Source organism: Variovorax glacialis (assembly GCF_051216375.1).
In the GTDB taxonomy this organism is placed as follows: domain Bacteria; phylum Pseudomonadota; class Gammaproteobacteria; order Burkholderiales; family Burkholderiaceae_C; genus Variovorax.
The window spans coordinates 299,459-313,943 of sequence record NZ_JBPJZT010000005.1 but is presented as its reverse complement, the minus strand read 5'-3'; the positions used below and the strand labels follow the sequence as shown (position 1 = coordinate 313,943).

Here is a 14,485-nt window from a genome sequence, read left to right as displayed (position 1 = left end):
TACGAGCGGTAGTCATCGGCAGGCCGAACGGCAACCGTCATGGCGCGAGACGTCCTTAGACTTTCGTCCATCGAAAAAAGGGTCGCTCCTTCGCAGGAGCCGATTCAGGGAGGAGGAAAGAAGATGGCGTTATCCAAACGTCGGGCCGGAGGCTTTTCGCTTCTGGAAGTTCTGGTTGCGATCGTGGTGCTCAGCGTCGGATTGCTGGGCGCGATGAGCATGTTGATGGCGTCGGTGAGGAGCGCGACCGAATCCGGGTCGTTCACCGCCGCGGTCAACCTGGTCCGCGACCTGTCCGAGAAGGCCCGGGTCAACAAGCATGCGTCGACGCGGGATGCCGACGCGAATCCGTATCTGCTCGACCTGAAAAGCGGGGATCCGCTTCCGGGCGCGAGCAGTGCCGGATGCGCGGGCGCTGCAGCCCAGTGCGGCGCGGACGATCTGGCAGCCTGGGATGTCCATCACTGGGTGCAACGCGCCAGAAACATGCTGCCCGAGGCGCACGTCGTTGTCTGCTTCGACGACGAGCCGGTGGACACCGACGGCAATGCCGGATGGCCGTGTTCCGACACGGGCCGCAACCTCGTTGTCAAGCTGGGCTGGCGGCCGCGGCTGGGCAGCGAGGATGAGATGGACGAAGGGCGCAGGACGCCTCGCGTCGTCATGCAACTGGTTCCGGGGCAGGCCTACGATGGCGCCTGAGACACGCCCGCCGCTGCAGCGCGGCGTGACCCTGATCGAGGTGATGGTCGCCATGGCGATCGGGCTCGTGGTGGTGCTTGCGGCTTCGACGGCATTCATCGCGGCGAAGAAGCTGCACAACACCGATGCCGACGTGCAAGCGGTGCAGGACGCGCTTCGCTTTACCCGCCACGTGGTGCAGGGTCAATTGCGCCAGGCCGGCTACGCGGACTATGCGCCCGATCGGCTGAGCGACGGCCGAGGTGTGATCGCAAGCCACGCGACGCTGGAGGCCGATCCCGGCAGTGTGCTCGACCTCGATGTTGCGGGTGCCAGCGACACCATCGTCGACCGGACAAGCAACAGCTTTGGCGAGAACCAGACCGATTCGAAAAATCGGAACGACTCGCTGATGGTCCGCTTTTTTGGCCGCTCCACAGCCAGCGGGACTGACAGCGGAACTCACACGGCCGACGGCACCATGACCGATTGCTTCGGCGCCGCGCAGCCAGGCCCTGCCGCCCAGCCTTCGCTCGACGACCGGGCGGGGAGCTTTTTCTTCGTGACGCTCGCGGGCGATGGAGAGCCCGAACTCTATTGCAAGTATCGAGCCGGGAATGGGAACTTCAAGTCGGAGCCGCTGGTGCGCGGTGTCGAGAAGTTCAAGGTCGTCTACGGCCACGATGGGAATGGCGACAGCGTTCCGGAGACGTGGCTTGATGCCATGGGGATCGCAGCCAAGGCCGCCCAGGGCGGGAACGTCAACGACGAATGGCGCAAGGTGGTCGCCGTGCGCGTGGGGGTGGTCGTTCGAAGCCTCCGGCCGAATGGCGACCTCAGGCAGATCCCGTCCGAGACCTACCGGTTGTATCCCTTGGGCGAAGAGTTTTCCGGCATCTACTTCGACCCACCCGACGACGGGCGCTTCCGATCGACCGCGACCTTCACGGTCATGTTGCGCAACGTCATGAGGGCGCCGGCATGAAACATGCCCCGCACCGACAGGCCGGGTTCTCGCTGATCGTCGTGCTGCTGCTCCTGATCGTGCTCACCGCCCTTGGCGTGGGCGCGGCGCAGTTGTCGCTCGTCAACGAACTCGGCGCCCGAAGCGATCGCGATACCGAGATCGCCTTCCAGGCGGCCGAGGCAGCGCTCATCGACGCGGAGATCGATGTCCTCGGACCGAACCCCGGCACCGCCTCGCGCCTGTGCGCATTCCGCCCCAAGGATGGCAGCGCATTCGTCGCAGGCTGCGGCGGCCCGGGAAACGCCCAGGGGCTTTGTGCCGCGGCGGCAGCCGGTGCCACGCCCGCCTGGATGACGGCGGACCTTTCGCCCACGAGCAGGAACTCGGTCGAGTACGGCAGGTTTACCGGTCAGCGCTACGCCACAGGTGCGGGCGCGATGCCCGCCGCTTTGCCCCGGTATGTCATCGAGGTCCTTCGCAGCAACGGCGGTTGGCAGCTCAACCGGATGGAGAACGCGGGCGCCGGGGCTGCTTCGAACATCTTTCGCGTGACTGCGATCGGTTTCGGCGTCCGGGAGGAAACGCAGGTGGTCCTGCAGACCAATTTGTACAAACCGGCAGTCAGCGCAGGCTGTCCATGAGGAAGGGAGTTGGCATTGATCAAGCTTCGACGAAGCAAGCTGAAGACCGCATGCATTGCGGCATCGTTCTATTTTTCATGTGTGTCCGGACCCGCTGCCGCGCCGGCGCTGCCGCCCGACGCCGTCCTGGCCGACGAGCCGCTGTTCGCCTCGACATCCCTGGTCAAGCCCAACATGGTGCTGAATCTCTCGGTGGAGTATCCGACGACGGGCGCCGCCTATCGGACGGAGTTCGACATCAGGAAGACCTACATCGGCTACTGGGACCCGATGGGCTGCTACGACTATTCGACGACGGATGCCTTCTTCAAGCGCGCCGCCACCGCGATCGTGTCGGGCGGGGCCATCGCCTGCTCGCACAAGTGGAGCGGGAACATGTTGAACTGGGCCGCGTCGTCCGCGATCGACATGCTGCGCTATGCCATGACGGGGGGCGATCGCATCGTCGACACGGCGGGGACTACGGTTCTTCAACGCGCAGTGCTCCAGACGGACTTCTACAACGCGACCTTTCCCGCGCGCGCCCTGAGTGGCAACCTGGGCAAGCTGACACCTCTGGTCGCGAGCGGCGTCGTGACTGACAACGGCACAGTCGCGATTGCGAACTGTCGCGATCGTTTCTTCGTCGGACCGTATAGGGATGGATCGTGTGACCAGCCCGGCGCCAATCAGAAATTCGGGCCGGAAAAGACGGCGGCTCCCTACTACGCCCGTGTGGAGGTCTGCTCTGCAAGCGAAAGCCCCCTTCGTCCCGATCTCTGCTTCAAGTACCCGAACGGAAAGTACAAGCCCGTCGGCACCATTCAGACCTATTCCGACAAGATGCGATTCGCCGCATTCGGCTACCTGATGGACCACACCAACCGGCGCTATGGCGGCGTGCTTCGTGCGCCGATGAAATTCGCGGGCCCGACGGCCCAGAACGCCAAATTCGAGAAGATCGCAAACGAGGCTGCGGAGTGGGACGCGCACACCGGCGTGTTCGCGGCCAACCCGCTTTCCAGCGCGGAGAACAGAAGCGGCGTGGTCAACTACCTGAATCAGTTCGGGCGTACCGGGTCCACGCAGGGTTCGTACAAGACAGTGGACCCGGTCGGAGAGCTGTACTACGAGTCCCTTCGGTATCTGCAAGGCCAGCCGCCGACGGAGCAGGCTTCCACAGGCGTGACGGACGCGATGAAGGACGGGTTTCCCGTCTACAACAAGACGGCCCGATGGGGTGTGGGTGTTCGAAGCGCGTGGGACCCGGTCGTTGCGAGTTGCCAGCGAAATCACGTGGTCGTGATCGGCGACCTCAACACCCACCATGACCGCTCCCTCCCGGGACTGATGACAGATGGCCTCGATGGTTGGGGTGGGGTGCGTCCTGTCGGCGCGTTGGAGCCCGACACCGCCCTCTGGTCGAAGGTGGTCGGCGCCTTCGAGAACAACGAGTCGGTCGCATACGACGATCCCGCGGGAGGAACGGACGGCTCCGGCAAGAAGAAGACCTTGACGACGCGCGGCAACGCCGGCGGGCCACGAGCCTATGCGTACGGCAATGGAAACGGGGCGCTGATCACGTCGTCCAACATTCCGACCCTGAACACGGGATATGACCAAGGCGGATTCGGATGGGCGGGCCTGGCCTACTGGGCCAACACGCAAGGCATTCGCAGCGACTACCCCGACGTGCGCGTCAAGACCTACACCATCGACGTCGACGAAGGCGGCGACGGCACGATCCGCCAGCGAAAGCGGGGAAGCGCCTTCTATCTGGCGGCCAAGTACGGCGGCTTCGATGACCGGAACAACGACGGCAATCCCTTCGTCACAGCGATCGGCAACGGGGCAGCGGAGTCGATCTCGAACTCGGAATGGCAGTCGGGGCTGGACGACGACGGCATGCCGAAGCCGGCGAACTACTTCCTCGCGAGCAAACCCGAAGAGATGATCGCGGCGATCCGGCGGATCTTCGCGAATGCCGGCGCCGCCAGCGGCAGCATGGCGGGAGGCGCCGTGTCGAGCACACGGGTCACGACGAATGGGGCGAGCATCTTCGTCCCGCAATTCGACAGCACGCGCTGGTCCGGCTCCATGCTGGCCTACGGGCTGAGCTACGACGCGAACGCTGGCGTCCTGAACAAGGACGCAACGCCGACCTGGGACGCTGGCGAGCTCCTGACATCGGGAGACCCCGGCAAGACACCTGCGATTCCGGTACCCGATCCAGCGAAGCGAAAGGTGTTCACGATGCTCGGGACCGGTGTCGGCAAGACATTCACCTGGGAAGCGTTGAAGGGGGATGCACTGGCCCAATACCTGGACAGCGAGCCGTACTCGCAATCGGGTGCAAAAGATGGTTTCGGCGAGTACCGCGTTGCCTACCTGCGTGGTGCCCGCTCGAAGGAGACCTCGGCGAGCGGCGGGACCTTCAGGACGCGCGATTCCGTCATGGGAGACGTCGTCAATTCGGCCCCGTTGCTCGTAGGTCCGCCCAGTCCCGCGGTGCAAGGAAGCGGCTACCAGAGTTTCGTTGCGGCGCGCAAGGGACGCATGCCTGCGGTTTACGTCGGCGCAAACGACGGAATGCTCCACGCATTCGCCGCCGCCAGTGGTGCCGAGCTGTTCGCCTATGTGCCACGCGCGCTCTATCCCAAGTTGGGGGCGTACACCTCGCCGGCCTACCTGCATCAACCCTACGTGGACGGCAGCCCTGCCGCAGGTGAGGTTCAACTGGCGGACGGCACCTGGAAGACTGCCTTGGTGTCGGGAATGGGGGGCGGCGCGCGCGGGGTTTTTGCGCTGGACGTGACCGATCCGGCCCAGTTCTCGGAACGCCATGTGATGTGGGAGTTCACGGGCGCCGACGATGCGGACATGGGCTTTGTCACGCAAGCGCCGACCATCGGGAAGTTCCGTACGGTGGCGGCGAAGAGCGGCCAGCCAGCGGTCTATCGCTGGTTCGCCGTCGTGCCTTCGGGCTTCAACAACGGCAATGCCGGTAAGGCGGCCGCCCTGTTCCTGCTCTCGCTGGACAAGGCACCCCGCGAAGCCTGGAAGCGCAATTTGAACTACTTCAAGATCGTGTTGCCGAACCCCGCGGATGCGACCACCGTCAACGCGCTCGGCCCCGTCGGAGACTATGTCGCCAGCGACGACGCGACCCGATGGCTCTATGCCGGGGACACGCAAGGCAACCTGTGGAAGTTCGATTTCCATTCCAATGACGCGCCATGGAGCGAGGCCACCGCCTTGGGGCTGGGTGGCTCCCCGCTCATGGTGGCCCAGGATGCGGTCGGCAATCGCCAGCCCATCACTGTCGCGCCGGAGGTCGGCGTGGGGCCCAACGGGGGCGCCATTGTCCTGTTCGGCACCGGCAAGTTCGTCGAGGTGGAGGACCTGAGCAGTCGTCGCACGCAATCGCTCTACGCCGTATACGACAACGGCAAGGCCGGCATTCCTGCGCACGAGACGCGCACCCAGTTGGAGGGGCGGAAGACGGAGCCTGAAAGCAAGGGCCGCTTCAGCATCTCGGGCAAAGCCTTTGTCTATGGCAACTACGACAGAAAGACGTCGCTCCGACGCGGCTGGTACTTCGATCTGCCGGAATCGGGCAGCAACGGCGAGCGTCTCGTCAGCCGGATGACGCTGAGCGATGGCTACCTGACATTCAACACCTTGATTCCCAATCCCAATGCGTGCGGCACAGGGGGGGGCGGCCACAGCTGCGCAGTGAACGCGATGACCGGCATGTCGGCCGGCGGCACCTGCGTGCCGTCGACGGTCGGACTGCTCAGCTCGCCGCTGGTGATTCAGGGCGGTGACAGTGTCTTCACCTCGACGGATTCGTTCGGCCGCCGCATCGAGACCCGGAAGGTCTCGGTCATCAACATCGGAACTGGAACGGGCACCGGCCCGGGTGTCTCGACCTCGGAGCCCATCGAGGGGGGCGAGGTGTCGCAGATCGCAGGTCGTCTCAACTGGCGCCAGATCATCAACTACAAGGACGCCAAGCCATGAAGCGCCCTTCGTCACACGGCTTCACGTTGATCGAGCTCATGATCGTGGTGGCCGTGGTCGCGGTACTGGGCGCGATTGCCTTTCCGTCCTACATGGACTCGGTCCGGAAAGGCTGGCGCACGGAAGCGCGCACGGCGCTCATGCAGGAGATGCAGCAGCAGGAGCGCTTCTATACGCAGCGCGGAAAGTACAGGACGGCCCCGTTCAAGGAATCGTCCGGGGACAGCGACGCTGGCAGCAAATACGACATCGCCGTCGACGCATGCGAAGGACAGAAGGACGCAGGGCAATGCGTGCGACTGACCGCCAGACTCCGGTCCGGCTTCACGGACACCGACGTCGGCAACATCTGGCTTGAAAGCACGGGCACCAAGGGGTGCGATGGGCGGGACAGCAACAGGTGCTGGCAATGAAGCGGGCGCGCGGCTTCACGCTGATCGAACTCATGATCGTCGTCGCGCTGGTCGCGATCCTGGGGACCGTGGCCGCACCGGGGTTTCGCGACCTGCTCGTCAATCAGCGGCTGGTGGCGAGCCAGAGCGAGTTCGTCGCCGCCTTGGGGCTGGCGCGCACCGAGGCCATGAAGCGATCGCAGACGGTGTCCCTGACGCCCCTGAACCAGGATTGGTCGAACGGCTGGCAGGTGGCGGCGACCGTCGACGGCAAGGCGGAGGTGGTCCGCACCTTCGACGCGCTTCGAACGGGTGTTGCAGTCGATACCACCACCGGAAGCGGCTTCAACAAGGTCGTTTCATTTGACGCCAATGGATTCGCCAAAGGAAAGGCCGGAGGCTTCGGAGGAGGGTGCCTGACTTTCAAGGCGGACACCGGACGACGCAGCTCCATTGTGGTGTCGGTCACCGGACGTCCCAAGGTCTGCGACCCCGACAAGAAGGGCGACTGCGGCTCGGGCGCCTGCGGCAGCTGAGGTTGAACGCAGTGGGTGCGTTCAGATGTCCCTCAGGAGCTGCCTGAACTCATCCACGTCCTCGAAGCTCCGATACACCGATGCAAAGCGCACATAGGCCACCTTGTCGAGCTTCTTGAGTTCCCGCATCACGAGTTCGCCGACCTTCGTCGAATCGATCTCGCGCAGGCCGCTGGACAGCAGCTTCTGCTCGATACGCAAGAGGGCGTTGTCGATCTGCTCGATGCTGACGGGGCGCTTGCGCAGCGCCAGCATCATCGATGCGCGCACCTTGCCTGCGTCGAAGTCGGCCCGGCTGCCGTCCTTCTTGACCACGACCGGAAAGTTCACGTCCGGCCGTTCGTAGGTGGTGAAGCGCTTGTCGCAAGTGCTGCATTGACGCCGGCGCCGGACGAAGTCGCCGTCTTCCGAAATGCGGGTCTCGACGACCTGCGTCTCGAGGTGACCGCAGAAAGGGCACTTCATGCGGCCACCGCGCTCGGTGAAGAGCCCTGAAAAAGCGTATCGAGCGCGAAGGCCGGCATGGTCTTAGCGGTAGACCGGGAAGCGGCTGGTCAGCGCGTGCACCTTGGCGCGGACCGCGTCGATGTTGGCTGCGTCCCGCGGGTTCTCGAGCACGTCCGCGATGAGGTTGGCCGTGGCGCGGGCCTCTTCGTCCTTGAAGCCGCGCGTGGTCATGGCGGGCGTGCCGATGCGCACGCCGCTGGTGACCATGGGCTTCTCGGGGTCGTTCGGGATCGCGTTCTTGTTGATGGTCATGTGGGCGCTGCCCAGCACGGCCTCGGCTTCCTTGCCGGTGATGCCCTTGGCGCGCAGGTCGACCAGCATCACGTGGCTTTCGGTGCGGCCGCTCACGATGCGCAGGCCGCGCTGAGTCAGCGTCTCCGCAACGATCTGGGCGTTCTTGACCACCTGTTGCTGGTAGAGCTTGAATTCCGGCGAGAGCGCCTCCTTGAAGGCGACCGCCTTGGCGGCGATGACATGCATCAGCGGACCGCCCTGGAGCCCCGGGAAGATCGCGCTGTTGATCGCCTTCTCATGCTGTGACTTCATCAGGATGATGCCCCCGCGAGGGCCGCGCAGGCTCTTGTGCGTGGTGGAGGTGACCACGTCGGCATGCGGCACCGGGTTGGGATACACGCCCGCGGCCACGAGACCGGCGTAGTGGGCGATGTCGACCATGAAGATCGCCCCGACGTCCTTCGCGACCTTGGCGAAGCGTTCGAAGTCGATGCGCAGGGAATAGGCCGAGGCGCCCGCGATGATCAGCTTGGGCATCGATTCGTGCGCCTTGCGTTCCATGGCGTCGTAGTCGATCTCTTCCTTGTCGTTCAGGCCGTAGCTCACCACGTTGAACCACTTGCCGCTCATGTTGAGCGGCATGCCGTGGGTCAGGTGGCCGCCTTCGGCGAGGCTCATGCCCATGATGGTGTCGCCGGGCTTCAGGAAGGCCAGCATCACGGCCTCGTTGGCGGAAGCGCCGCAATGGGCCTGCACGTTGGCCGCATCGGCGCCGAAGAGTTGCTTGACGCGGTCGATGGCCAGTTGTTCCGCCACGTCGACATGCTCGCAACCGCCGTAGTAGCGCTTGCCGGGATAGCCTTCGGCGTACTTGTTGGTGAGCTGCGAGCCTTGCGCGGCCATGACGGCCGGCGAAGCGTAGTTTTCGCTCGCGATGAGCTCGATGTGGTGTTCCTGGCGGGCGTTCTCGGCCTGGATGGCGGCGAAGATTTCAGGATCGGTCTGTTCGACCAGGATGTTGCGGTGGTACATGGCAGTCCTTCAAGACGATGGTCCTTGTTCTTCAACCAAACAAGGGCTGCCCAGGCGAACGGCGGAACACCTGCTCAAGACCGCAGGCGGCACGCTTCCCAGTGGTAGTCCACGTCAGCGCAATGCACCTGAAAAGGGTTGCGCCTATCGCCAGTCGCGTGCTGGCTGAGTGTAGCCGACGGCGCTTGCCATTGTCGGCAACAAGCCTAGGAAGCCGAGAGCTGCGCCACCTGTTGCGGGTCGGCTTCGGGCTGCTGCTTGGCCGGGCCCGCGACCGGCAGGGGATTCGATCGCACGGCGGGCGCGTTGACGGAGGGCGCACGGCCGCCGATCACCTGGCGCAGGCGCTCGTGCTCGGCAAGCACCTTGGAGGCATAGCCGCCGTCGTCGCTCAGGTTGGCCGCGCCGACGTAGTAGCGCAGGCCGCCCTCGAGGGATCCAGCCTTGGCGATGCATTCCTGCAGCACCTTGACGCCGACGCGCATGTTGGTCACCGGGTCGAAGGCGGTGAGGGTTCCGCCTGCGGGTTCGTACTTTTCGCCATGAACCCGGGTCATGACTTGCATCAGGCCCTGCGCGCCGACCTGGCTCTGGGCGAAGGGGTTGAAACTGGACTCGACCGCCATGATCGCGAGGATCAGCGTCGGATCGAGCTTGGTGCGCTTGCCAAGGTCGAAGGCTTCGGCAACCAGGACGCTCAGCGGTTCGACCGCGACGCGATATTTCTTGCTGAGCCAATACGCGACCGCGGCCTGCGGCTTTGGCAGTTCGTGCGGGCTGGCGGCCGTGGTGCGATCGATCGCCGTGGGCTCAAGGTCGGTGACGGCGACCGTCACTTCCGGCGGCGGCGGCTTGCGGGATTGCAGCCAGCCCATGAGCTGTTCCTCGCCCGATTGGCGGAGGTCCGGCCGGGCGAGCAACGCCAGCGCGGCGAACACGATCGCCAGTCCGACCAACGCAAACCCGTTGTGGGTGATTTCAAAAAAGCCGTCGACCACGTCGGACACGAAGGTCCGTAGCCCTCGGGCTGTGGCATCGAACGCCTGTTTCATCGCTCTTCCTTTCTATGCGGAGCCTGTGCGCATCGCCACGGGGGGCGACGCTGAAAGGCAGGCGCTTGGATTGGTACGAATCAGGCCCGCGCAAGAAGGGGAGAGGGCGCGGCCGCCTGATCAAGCCGGTGGAATTCGGCAGCGGATCTGAGAGTCCGGCCACGTCTTGTGGCCCGGAGAAGCTGGCATTCTAGGAGTGGCTAAATACACGGTCAAGAATAACGATTAGGTTTGTTATTCTATTTTGGATGTAATAGATGTGTGAAATAGTTCGCGCATCGGTGTGACGTCATCCATTGAAAACCTCATTTGCAATCCTTCTGTCACGCGCCTAGGCTGAGGGGGCCTGAGCATCAGGCGTTTCACCAAGGTCCAGTGGCCAGAGGAGCAATCCGAAGGTTCAGCGGCCGAGGCCCATCGGTGGCAATCTCTTGCTGCCAGCATGACCGGAACGATTGAACTTCCGGTCGAGCGAAAAGATGGCATGGGCGTTGCGTCCGCCATCGAGCCCGGAGACAAGACAATTCGTCGCGTCTTCGGGCTTTCTTGCTTCTGGGAAGGCCCCATTGTTTGGGGCACACTCCCCCTCGATGAATGCTGCTTCGCTGAAACAGAACAAATGGGTGCGACGCGGTGTTGTCGCGGTGCTGGTCCTGCTGATCGTCTGGGTCGTTGCCTGGCTGGCGGTGCCCCCGATCGCCAAGAGCCAGATCCAGAAGATCGCCAGCGAGAAGCTCGGCCGCCAAGTCACTGTCGGCAAGATTGATTTCAAGCCCTGGACGCTCGAACTCGCGGTGAACGACCTGCGCATCGCTACGGCGGATGGCAGCCAGCCGCAAGTGGTGGTCCGGAGGATCTACGCCGATGCCGAGCTTCAGTCGATCCTGCGCCTGGCCCCGGTGATCGATGCCATTTCCATCGATTCGCCCGCGATCAAGCTGACGCACCTGGCCGATGGCAAGTACGACATCGACGACATCCTCGCCAAGCTGGCGCCCAAGCCGGATGCGCCCAAGAGCGAGCCTCCACGGTTCGCCATCTACAACATCGCGATTTCCGGCGGCTCGGTCAACTTCGAAGACCAGACGGTCAAGCGCACCCACGAACTTCGCGACTTCGTGCTCAACGTGCCTTTCATCAGCAATCTGGCATCCCAGCGCGAGGTCAAGACCGAGCCGAAGCTGGCCTTCGTGCTCAACGGCAGCAAGTTCGATTCGGCGGCAGCCACCACGCCATTTGCCGAGAACCGCAAGACCGACGCCCAACTGAGCTTTACCGACCTCGACCTGGTGCCGTACCTGGGCTACATCCCGGGTGGGCTGCCGGTCGCGTTGAAATCGGGCAAGCTCGATGCCGACCTCAAGATCGATTTCGAACAGACCGCGACGACCGGCCTGAAGATCACCGGCACCATCGGCGCGCGCGACATCAAGGTGGTCGATGCCAAGTCGCATGACCTGCTCGGCTTCGATTCGCTCAAGATCGCATTGGCCGACGTGAGGCCCCTGGAGCGGTTCGTGCACCTGAGCGAGGTGGCCTTGGCGGGCCCGGATCTGGTCGTGGCGCGCGACGCGGGCGGTCAACTCAATCTGCTGGCCACCGACCGGGCGACCGGCGCGCATGAAAAGGCGGCGACCCTTCCAGCGCCCGATGCCGACGGCGCCACAAAGCCGGCCGAGCCGCAACCCTTGCGCATCCAGGTCGACAAGGTGGCCCTGACCGGCGGCACGGTCGGCTGGCGCGACCAGACCACGCAGCCGGCGGCGGCAGTCGACGTGAAAGACCTCGCCGTCGAGGTGCGCGCGGTGACCTGGCCAATGGACAAGCCCGCGCAGTTCAACGGCTCGACCTCGGTCGGCGGGGCCGCCATCAAGTTCAGCGGCGAGGGGACCGACAAAGCGGCACAGGTGGAAACCGAAGTCAATGCACTGCCCTTGTCGCTGGCTGCGCCGTACCTGGCGCAAAGTCTCGAACCGACCCTTGACGGCAAGTTGAGCGGAAAGATCGACGTCGCCTGGACCAAGCCCGATCTCAAGTTCAAGGCACGGAGCGTCGTGGCCGACGGCCTGGCCCTCACGCAGGCCAAGACGGCGCTGGCGAGCGTCGGCCGTTTCGAGATCGTCGACGCCGAAGCGGACATGACCCGCCACACGCTGGCCATTGCCTCCTTTACTGCGACGAACCCGAAGGTCCGCATCGAGCGCGACAACGAAAAGCGCTGGATGTTCGAGCGCTGGTTGAAAGCGCCTCCCGGAGGCAGCCAGAGCGGCACGGCGGACGCCAAGGTCGCTGCGCCCAAGGACCCCGATGCCAAGGAGGCCGCGCCCCCGGGTGCCAATACAAAGCCGTGGGAACTTTCCATCGGCACGGTGGCGGTCGACAACGGTGCCCTTTCCTATGAGGACAACGCGAGCACCACGCCGGTGGCCTTCGAACTCAGCGCGCTGAATGTCAAGGCGCAGAAGATCACGCCGAACACGGCCACGGTGTCTCCACTCAAGCTGTCGGGGCGCATCGCTGCCGGCCGCGCGGAGGCGGGGCGGTTCGAGTACGACGGCAACGTGGTGCTCAAGCCGATTTCGGCGGAGGGCAAGCTGGTGGTCGCGTCCATCCCGGCCCATGCCTTCAAGGCCTACTACGCGGACGCGCTCAACATCGACATTCGCCGCGCCTTCGCGAGTTACCGCGGCACGGTCAAGTTCGCGACCCTGCCTGCGGGCATCAGCGTGCGGCTGGCCGGCGACACCGCGGTGGACGATTTCCGCGCTAACAGCGTCGTGCTGACCCAGGCGCCCGGCCTGTCGCGGAACAACCAGTTGCTGAGCTGGAAGACGCTGGGCCTGCGAGGACTCCAAGTGAAACTCGAGCCGGGCGCCCCGTTGGCAGTGGATGTGCGCGAAACCGCGCTGACCGACTTCTATGCCCGCATCATCATCGATCCCACCGGCCGGCTGAATCTTCTCTATCTGGCCAAGAAGCCAGGCCAGGAAGCGGCGCCAGCGTCGGCCGACGCGGCGGCAACCGAAGTCACCGCGAAGCGCAGCCTTGGCGGAACGAACACGACCACGAGCAGCCGTCGGCCGGCGACCGGGGCGCGAGGCGCGCCGCCGCCGTCTGCCGAACTCATGGTCGGTGGCGCGGCCGAGCCCACCAAGGCCGCACCGGTGGCAGCCGCCGCCCCGACCGAATCTTCGGGCCCGGCGCCGATCATCAATTTCGGCCCGATGAGCTTGGTGAACGGAAAGATCGATTTCTCCGACCTGTTCATCAAGCCCAACTACTCGGCCGACCTCACCGAACTCACCGGAAAGCTCAGTGCCTTCTCGTCGAAGCCACAGGGCGACAAGCCCGCACTGGCGGACCTCGAATTGCGCGGCAAGGCGCAACAGACGGCATCGCTCGAGATCACCGGCAAGCTGAATCCGTTGGTGAAGCCGCTCGAACTGGACATCACGGCCAAGATGCGCGAGCTGGATCTCCCGCCGCTTTCGCCCTATTCGGTGCGATTCGCCGGCCACGGCATCGAGCGCGGCAAGCTGAGCATGGACGTCAATTACAAGATCGCCCCGGACGGCACGCTGACGGCATCCAACAAGGTGATCCTCAACCAGTTGCAGTTCGGCGAGCAGGTCGAGGGCGCGCCGGCCAGCCTGCCCGTGCGGCTTGCCGTGGCGCTGCTGGCCGATCGCAATGGCGTGATCGACATCGACCTGCCGCTCAGGGGGTCGATCAACGATCCGCAGTTCAGCATCGGGCCATTGATCCTGAAGGCCATCGTCAACCTGATCGCCAAGGCGGCGACGGCGCCGTTTGCCCTGCTCACCGGCGGCTTTGGCGGTAGCAGCGAGTCGAGCACGATCGCCTTTGCCCCGGGCAGCGTGGCGCTGTCGGCGGAGGCCAAGGAAAACCTCGACAAGGTCGCGAAGGCGCTCAACGACCGGCCGGCCCTGAAGATGACGGTGGTGGGGATGTCCAGCCTCGACAAGGAGCGCGAGGCGTATCAACGCCAGCAACTCCGGCGGCTTGCGCAGGGCGAGAAGCGCAGGGCCTCGGTCCGCGCTGGCCAGGACGCCTCCGAATTGCCCCCGCTCACCGACGCCGAATATCCGGCTCTGCTTGCGGCGGTGTACAAGCGCTCGGAGGTGACCAAGCCCCGCAATATGGTCGGCTTGGCCAAGGACTTGCCGACCAATGAAATGGAGGACCTGCTGCTCGCCAGCATTCCCGTCGACGAGGAGTCGATGCGACAACTGGCGGTGGATCGCGGCGCCGCGGTGCGCGATTACCTGCTGGAGCAGAAGGTCCCGAGCGAGCGCCTTTTCCTTGGTGCGGTGCGTACCAAGGCCGAAGGCGACAACTGGAAACCAGGTGCCGAACTGAAACTGGCCACCCGCTGAACCGGGCAGGCCGCAAGTCGGTGAAAATGGAGCGTGCGCCGGCA

The 14,485-nt window shown here is 64.6% G+C and carries 10 protein-coding genes and 1 riboswitch; of the genes, 7 read left to right on the top strand and 3 right to left on the bottom strand.

All coding sequences use genetic code 11. The features are described 5' to 3' along the window. The first annotated feature begins 39 nt into the window (after window positions 1-39). Genes pilV through ACSFBL_RS16070 form a run of 6 tightly spaced genes read left to right on the top strand, consistent with a single transcriptional unit; the run spans window position 40 to window position 7,219 of the window. Window positions 40-702 (top strand): type IV pilus modification protein PilV, encoded by a 663-nt coding sequence (pilV, locus tag ACSFBL_RS16095; RefSeq protein WP_435516779.1) that lies wholly within the window; start codon window positions 40-42, stop codon window positions 700-702. Then, window positions 692-1,666 (top strand): PilW family protein, encoded by a 975-nt coding sequence (locus ACSFBL_RS16090; protein ID WP_435516778.1) that lies wholly within the window; start codon window positions 692-694, stop codon window positions 1,664-1,666. The genes pilV and ACSFBL_RS16090 overlap by 11 nt, the downstream gene beginning before the upstream one ends. After that, complete coding sequence (locus ACSFBL_RS16085) at window positions 1,663-2,289, top strand: pilus assembly PilX family protein (RefSeq protein WP_435516777.1); 627 nt, start codon at window positions 1,663-1,665, stop codon at window positions 2,287-2,289. Before ACSFBL_RS16090 ends, ACSFBL_RS16085 begins: the two co-directional genes overlap by 4 nt. Before the next feature lie 15 nt (window positions 2,290-2,304). Next, the gene (locus ACSFBL_RS16080) at window positions 2,305-6,291 is read left to right on the top strand and encodes a pilus assembly protein (protein ID WP_435516776.1); all 3,987 of its coding nucleotides are present in this window, start codon (window positions 2,305-2,307) and stop codon (window positions 6,289-6,291) included. Then, complete coding sequence (locus ACSFBL_RS16075) at window positions 6,288-6,704, top strand: type IV pilin protein (RefSeq protein ID WP_435516775.1); 417 nt, start codon at window positions 6,288-6,290, stop codon at window positions 6,702-6,704. The genes ACSFBL_RS16080 and ACSFBL_RS16075 overlap by 4 nt, the downstream gene beginning before the upstream one ends. Beyond that, on the top strand, window positions 6,701-7,219 hold the full coding sequence (locus ACSFBL_RS16070) for a GspH/FimT family pseudopilin (protein ID WP_435516774.1): 519 nt from the start codon (window positions 6,701-6,703) through the stop codon (window positions 7,217-7,219). The genes ACSFBL_RS16075 and ACSFBL_RS16070 overlap by 4 nt, the downstream gene beginning before the upstream one ends. 21 nt (window positions 7,220-7,240) lie before the next feature. Here ACSFBL_RS16070 and nrdR read toward each other — a convergent pair whose 3' ends face one another. The 3 genes from nrdR to ACSFBL_RS16055 form a co-directional block, all read right to left on the bottom strand. Beyond that, entirely contained in the window at window positions 7,241-7,684 is a 444-nt protein-coding gene (gene nrdR / locus ACSFBL_RS16065) for a transcriptional regulator NrdR (protein WP_435516773.1), read from the bottom strand. Window positions 7,685-7,747: 63 nt separating this feature from the next. Continuing rightward, window positions 7,748-8,992, bottom strand: a complete 1,245-nt coding sequence (glyA, locus tag ACSFBL_RS16060; RefSeq protein WP_435516772.1) for a serine hydroxymethyltransferase — start codon at window positions 8,990-8,992, stop codon at window positions 7,748-7,750. A 41-nt stretch (window positions 8,993-9,033) separates the two neighbouring features. Continuing rightward, window positions 9,034-9,160, bottom strand: a riboswitch (ZMP/ZTP riboswitch). Between the two features lie 38 nt (window positions 9,161-9,198). Further along, complete coding sequence (locus ACSFBL_RS16055; protein ID WP_435516771.1) at window positions 9,199-10,044, bottom strand: transglycosylase SLT domain-containing protein; 846 nt, start codon at window positions 10,042-10,044, stop codon at window positions 9,199-9,201. Window positions 10,045-10,634: 590 nt separating this feature from the next. Here ACSFBL_RS16055 and ACSFBL_RS16050 point away from each other — a divergent pair. Next, window positions 10,635-14,441, top strand: a complete 3,807-nt coding sequence (locus ACSFBL_RS16050) for a DUF748 domain-containing protein (RefSeq protein WP_435516770.1) — start codon at window positions 10,635-10,637, stop codon at window positions 14,439-14,441. Window positions 14,442-14,485: the final 44 nt, after the last annotated feature.

Bases quoted from the DNA above. Each gene is read 5' to 3' on its own strand.
- ACSFBL_RS16085 (WP_435516777.1), top strand. From the start codon at position 1,663: ATGAAACATGCCCCGCACCGACAGGCCGGGTTCTCGCTGATCGTCGTG.
- glyA (WP_435516772.1), bottom strand. From the start codon at position 8,992: ATGTACCACCGCAACATCCTGGTCGAACAGACCGATCCTGAAATCTTC.
- ACSFBL_RS16075 (WP_435516775.1), top strand. From the start codon at position 6,288: ATGAAGCGCCCTTCGTCACACGGCTTCACGTTGATCGAGCTCATGATC.
- ACSFBL_RS16090 (WP_435516778.1), top strand. From the start codon at position 692: ATGGCGCCTGAGACACGCCCGCCGCTGCAGCGCGGCGTGACCCTGATC.
- ACSFBL_RS16055 (WP_435516771.1), bottom strand. From the start codon at position 10,044: ATGAAACAGGCGTTCGATGCCACAGCCCGAGGGCTACGGACCTTCGTG.
- ACSFBL_RS16070 (WP_435516774.1), top strand. From the start codon at position 6,701: ATGAAGCGGGCGCGCGGCTTCACGCTGATCGAACTCATGATCGTCGTC.
- ACSFBL_RS16050 (WP_435516770.1), top strand. From the start codon at position 10,635: ATGAATGCTGCTTCGCTGAAACAGAACAAATGGGTGCGACGCGGTGTT.
- nrdR (WP_435516773.1), bottom strand. From the start codon at position 7,684: ATGAAGTGCCCTTTCTGCGGTCACCTCGAGACGCAGGTCGTCGAGACC.
- pilV (WP_435516779.1), top strand. From the start codon at position 40: ATGGCGCGAGACGTCCTTAGACTTTCGTCCATCGAAAAAAGGGTCGCT.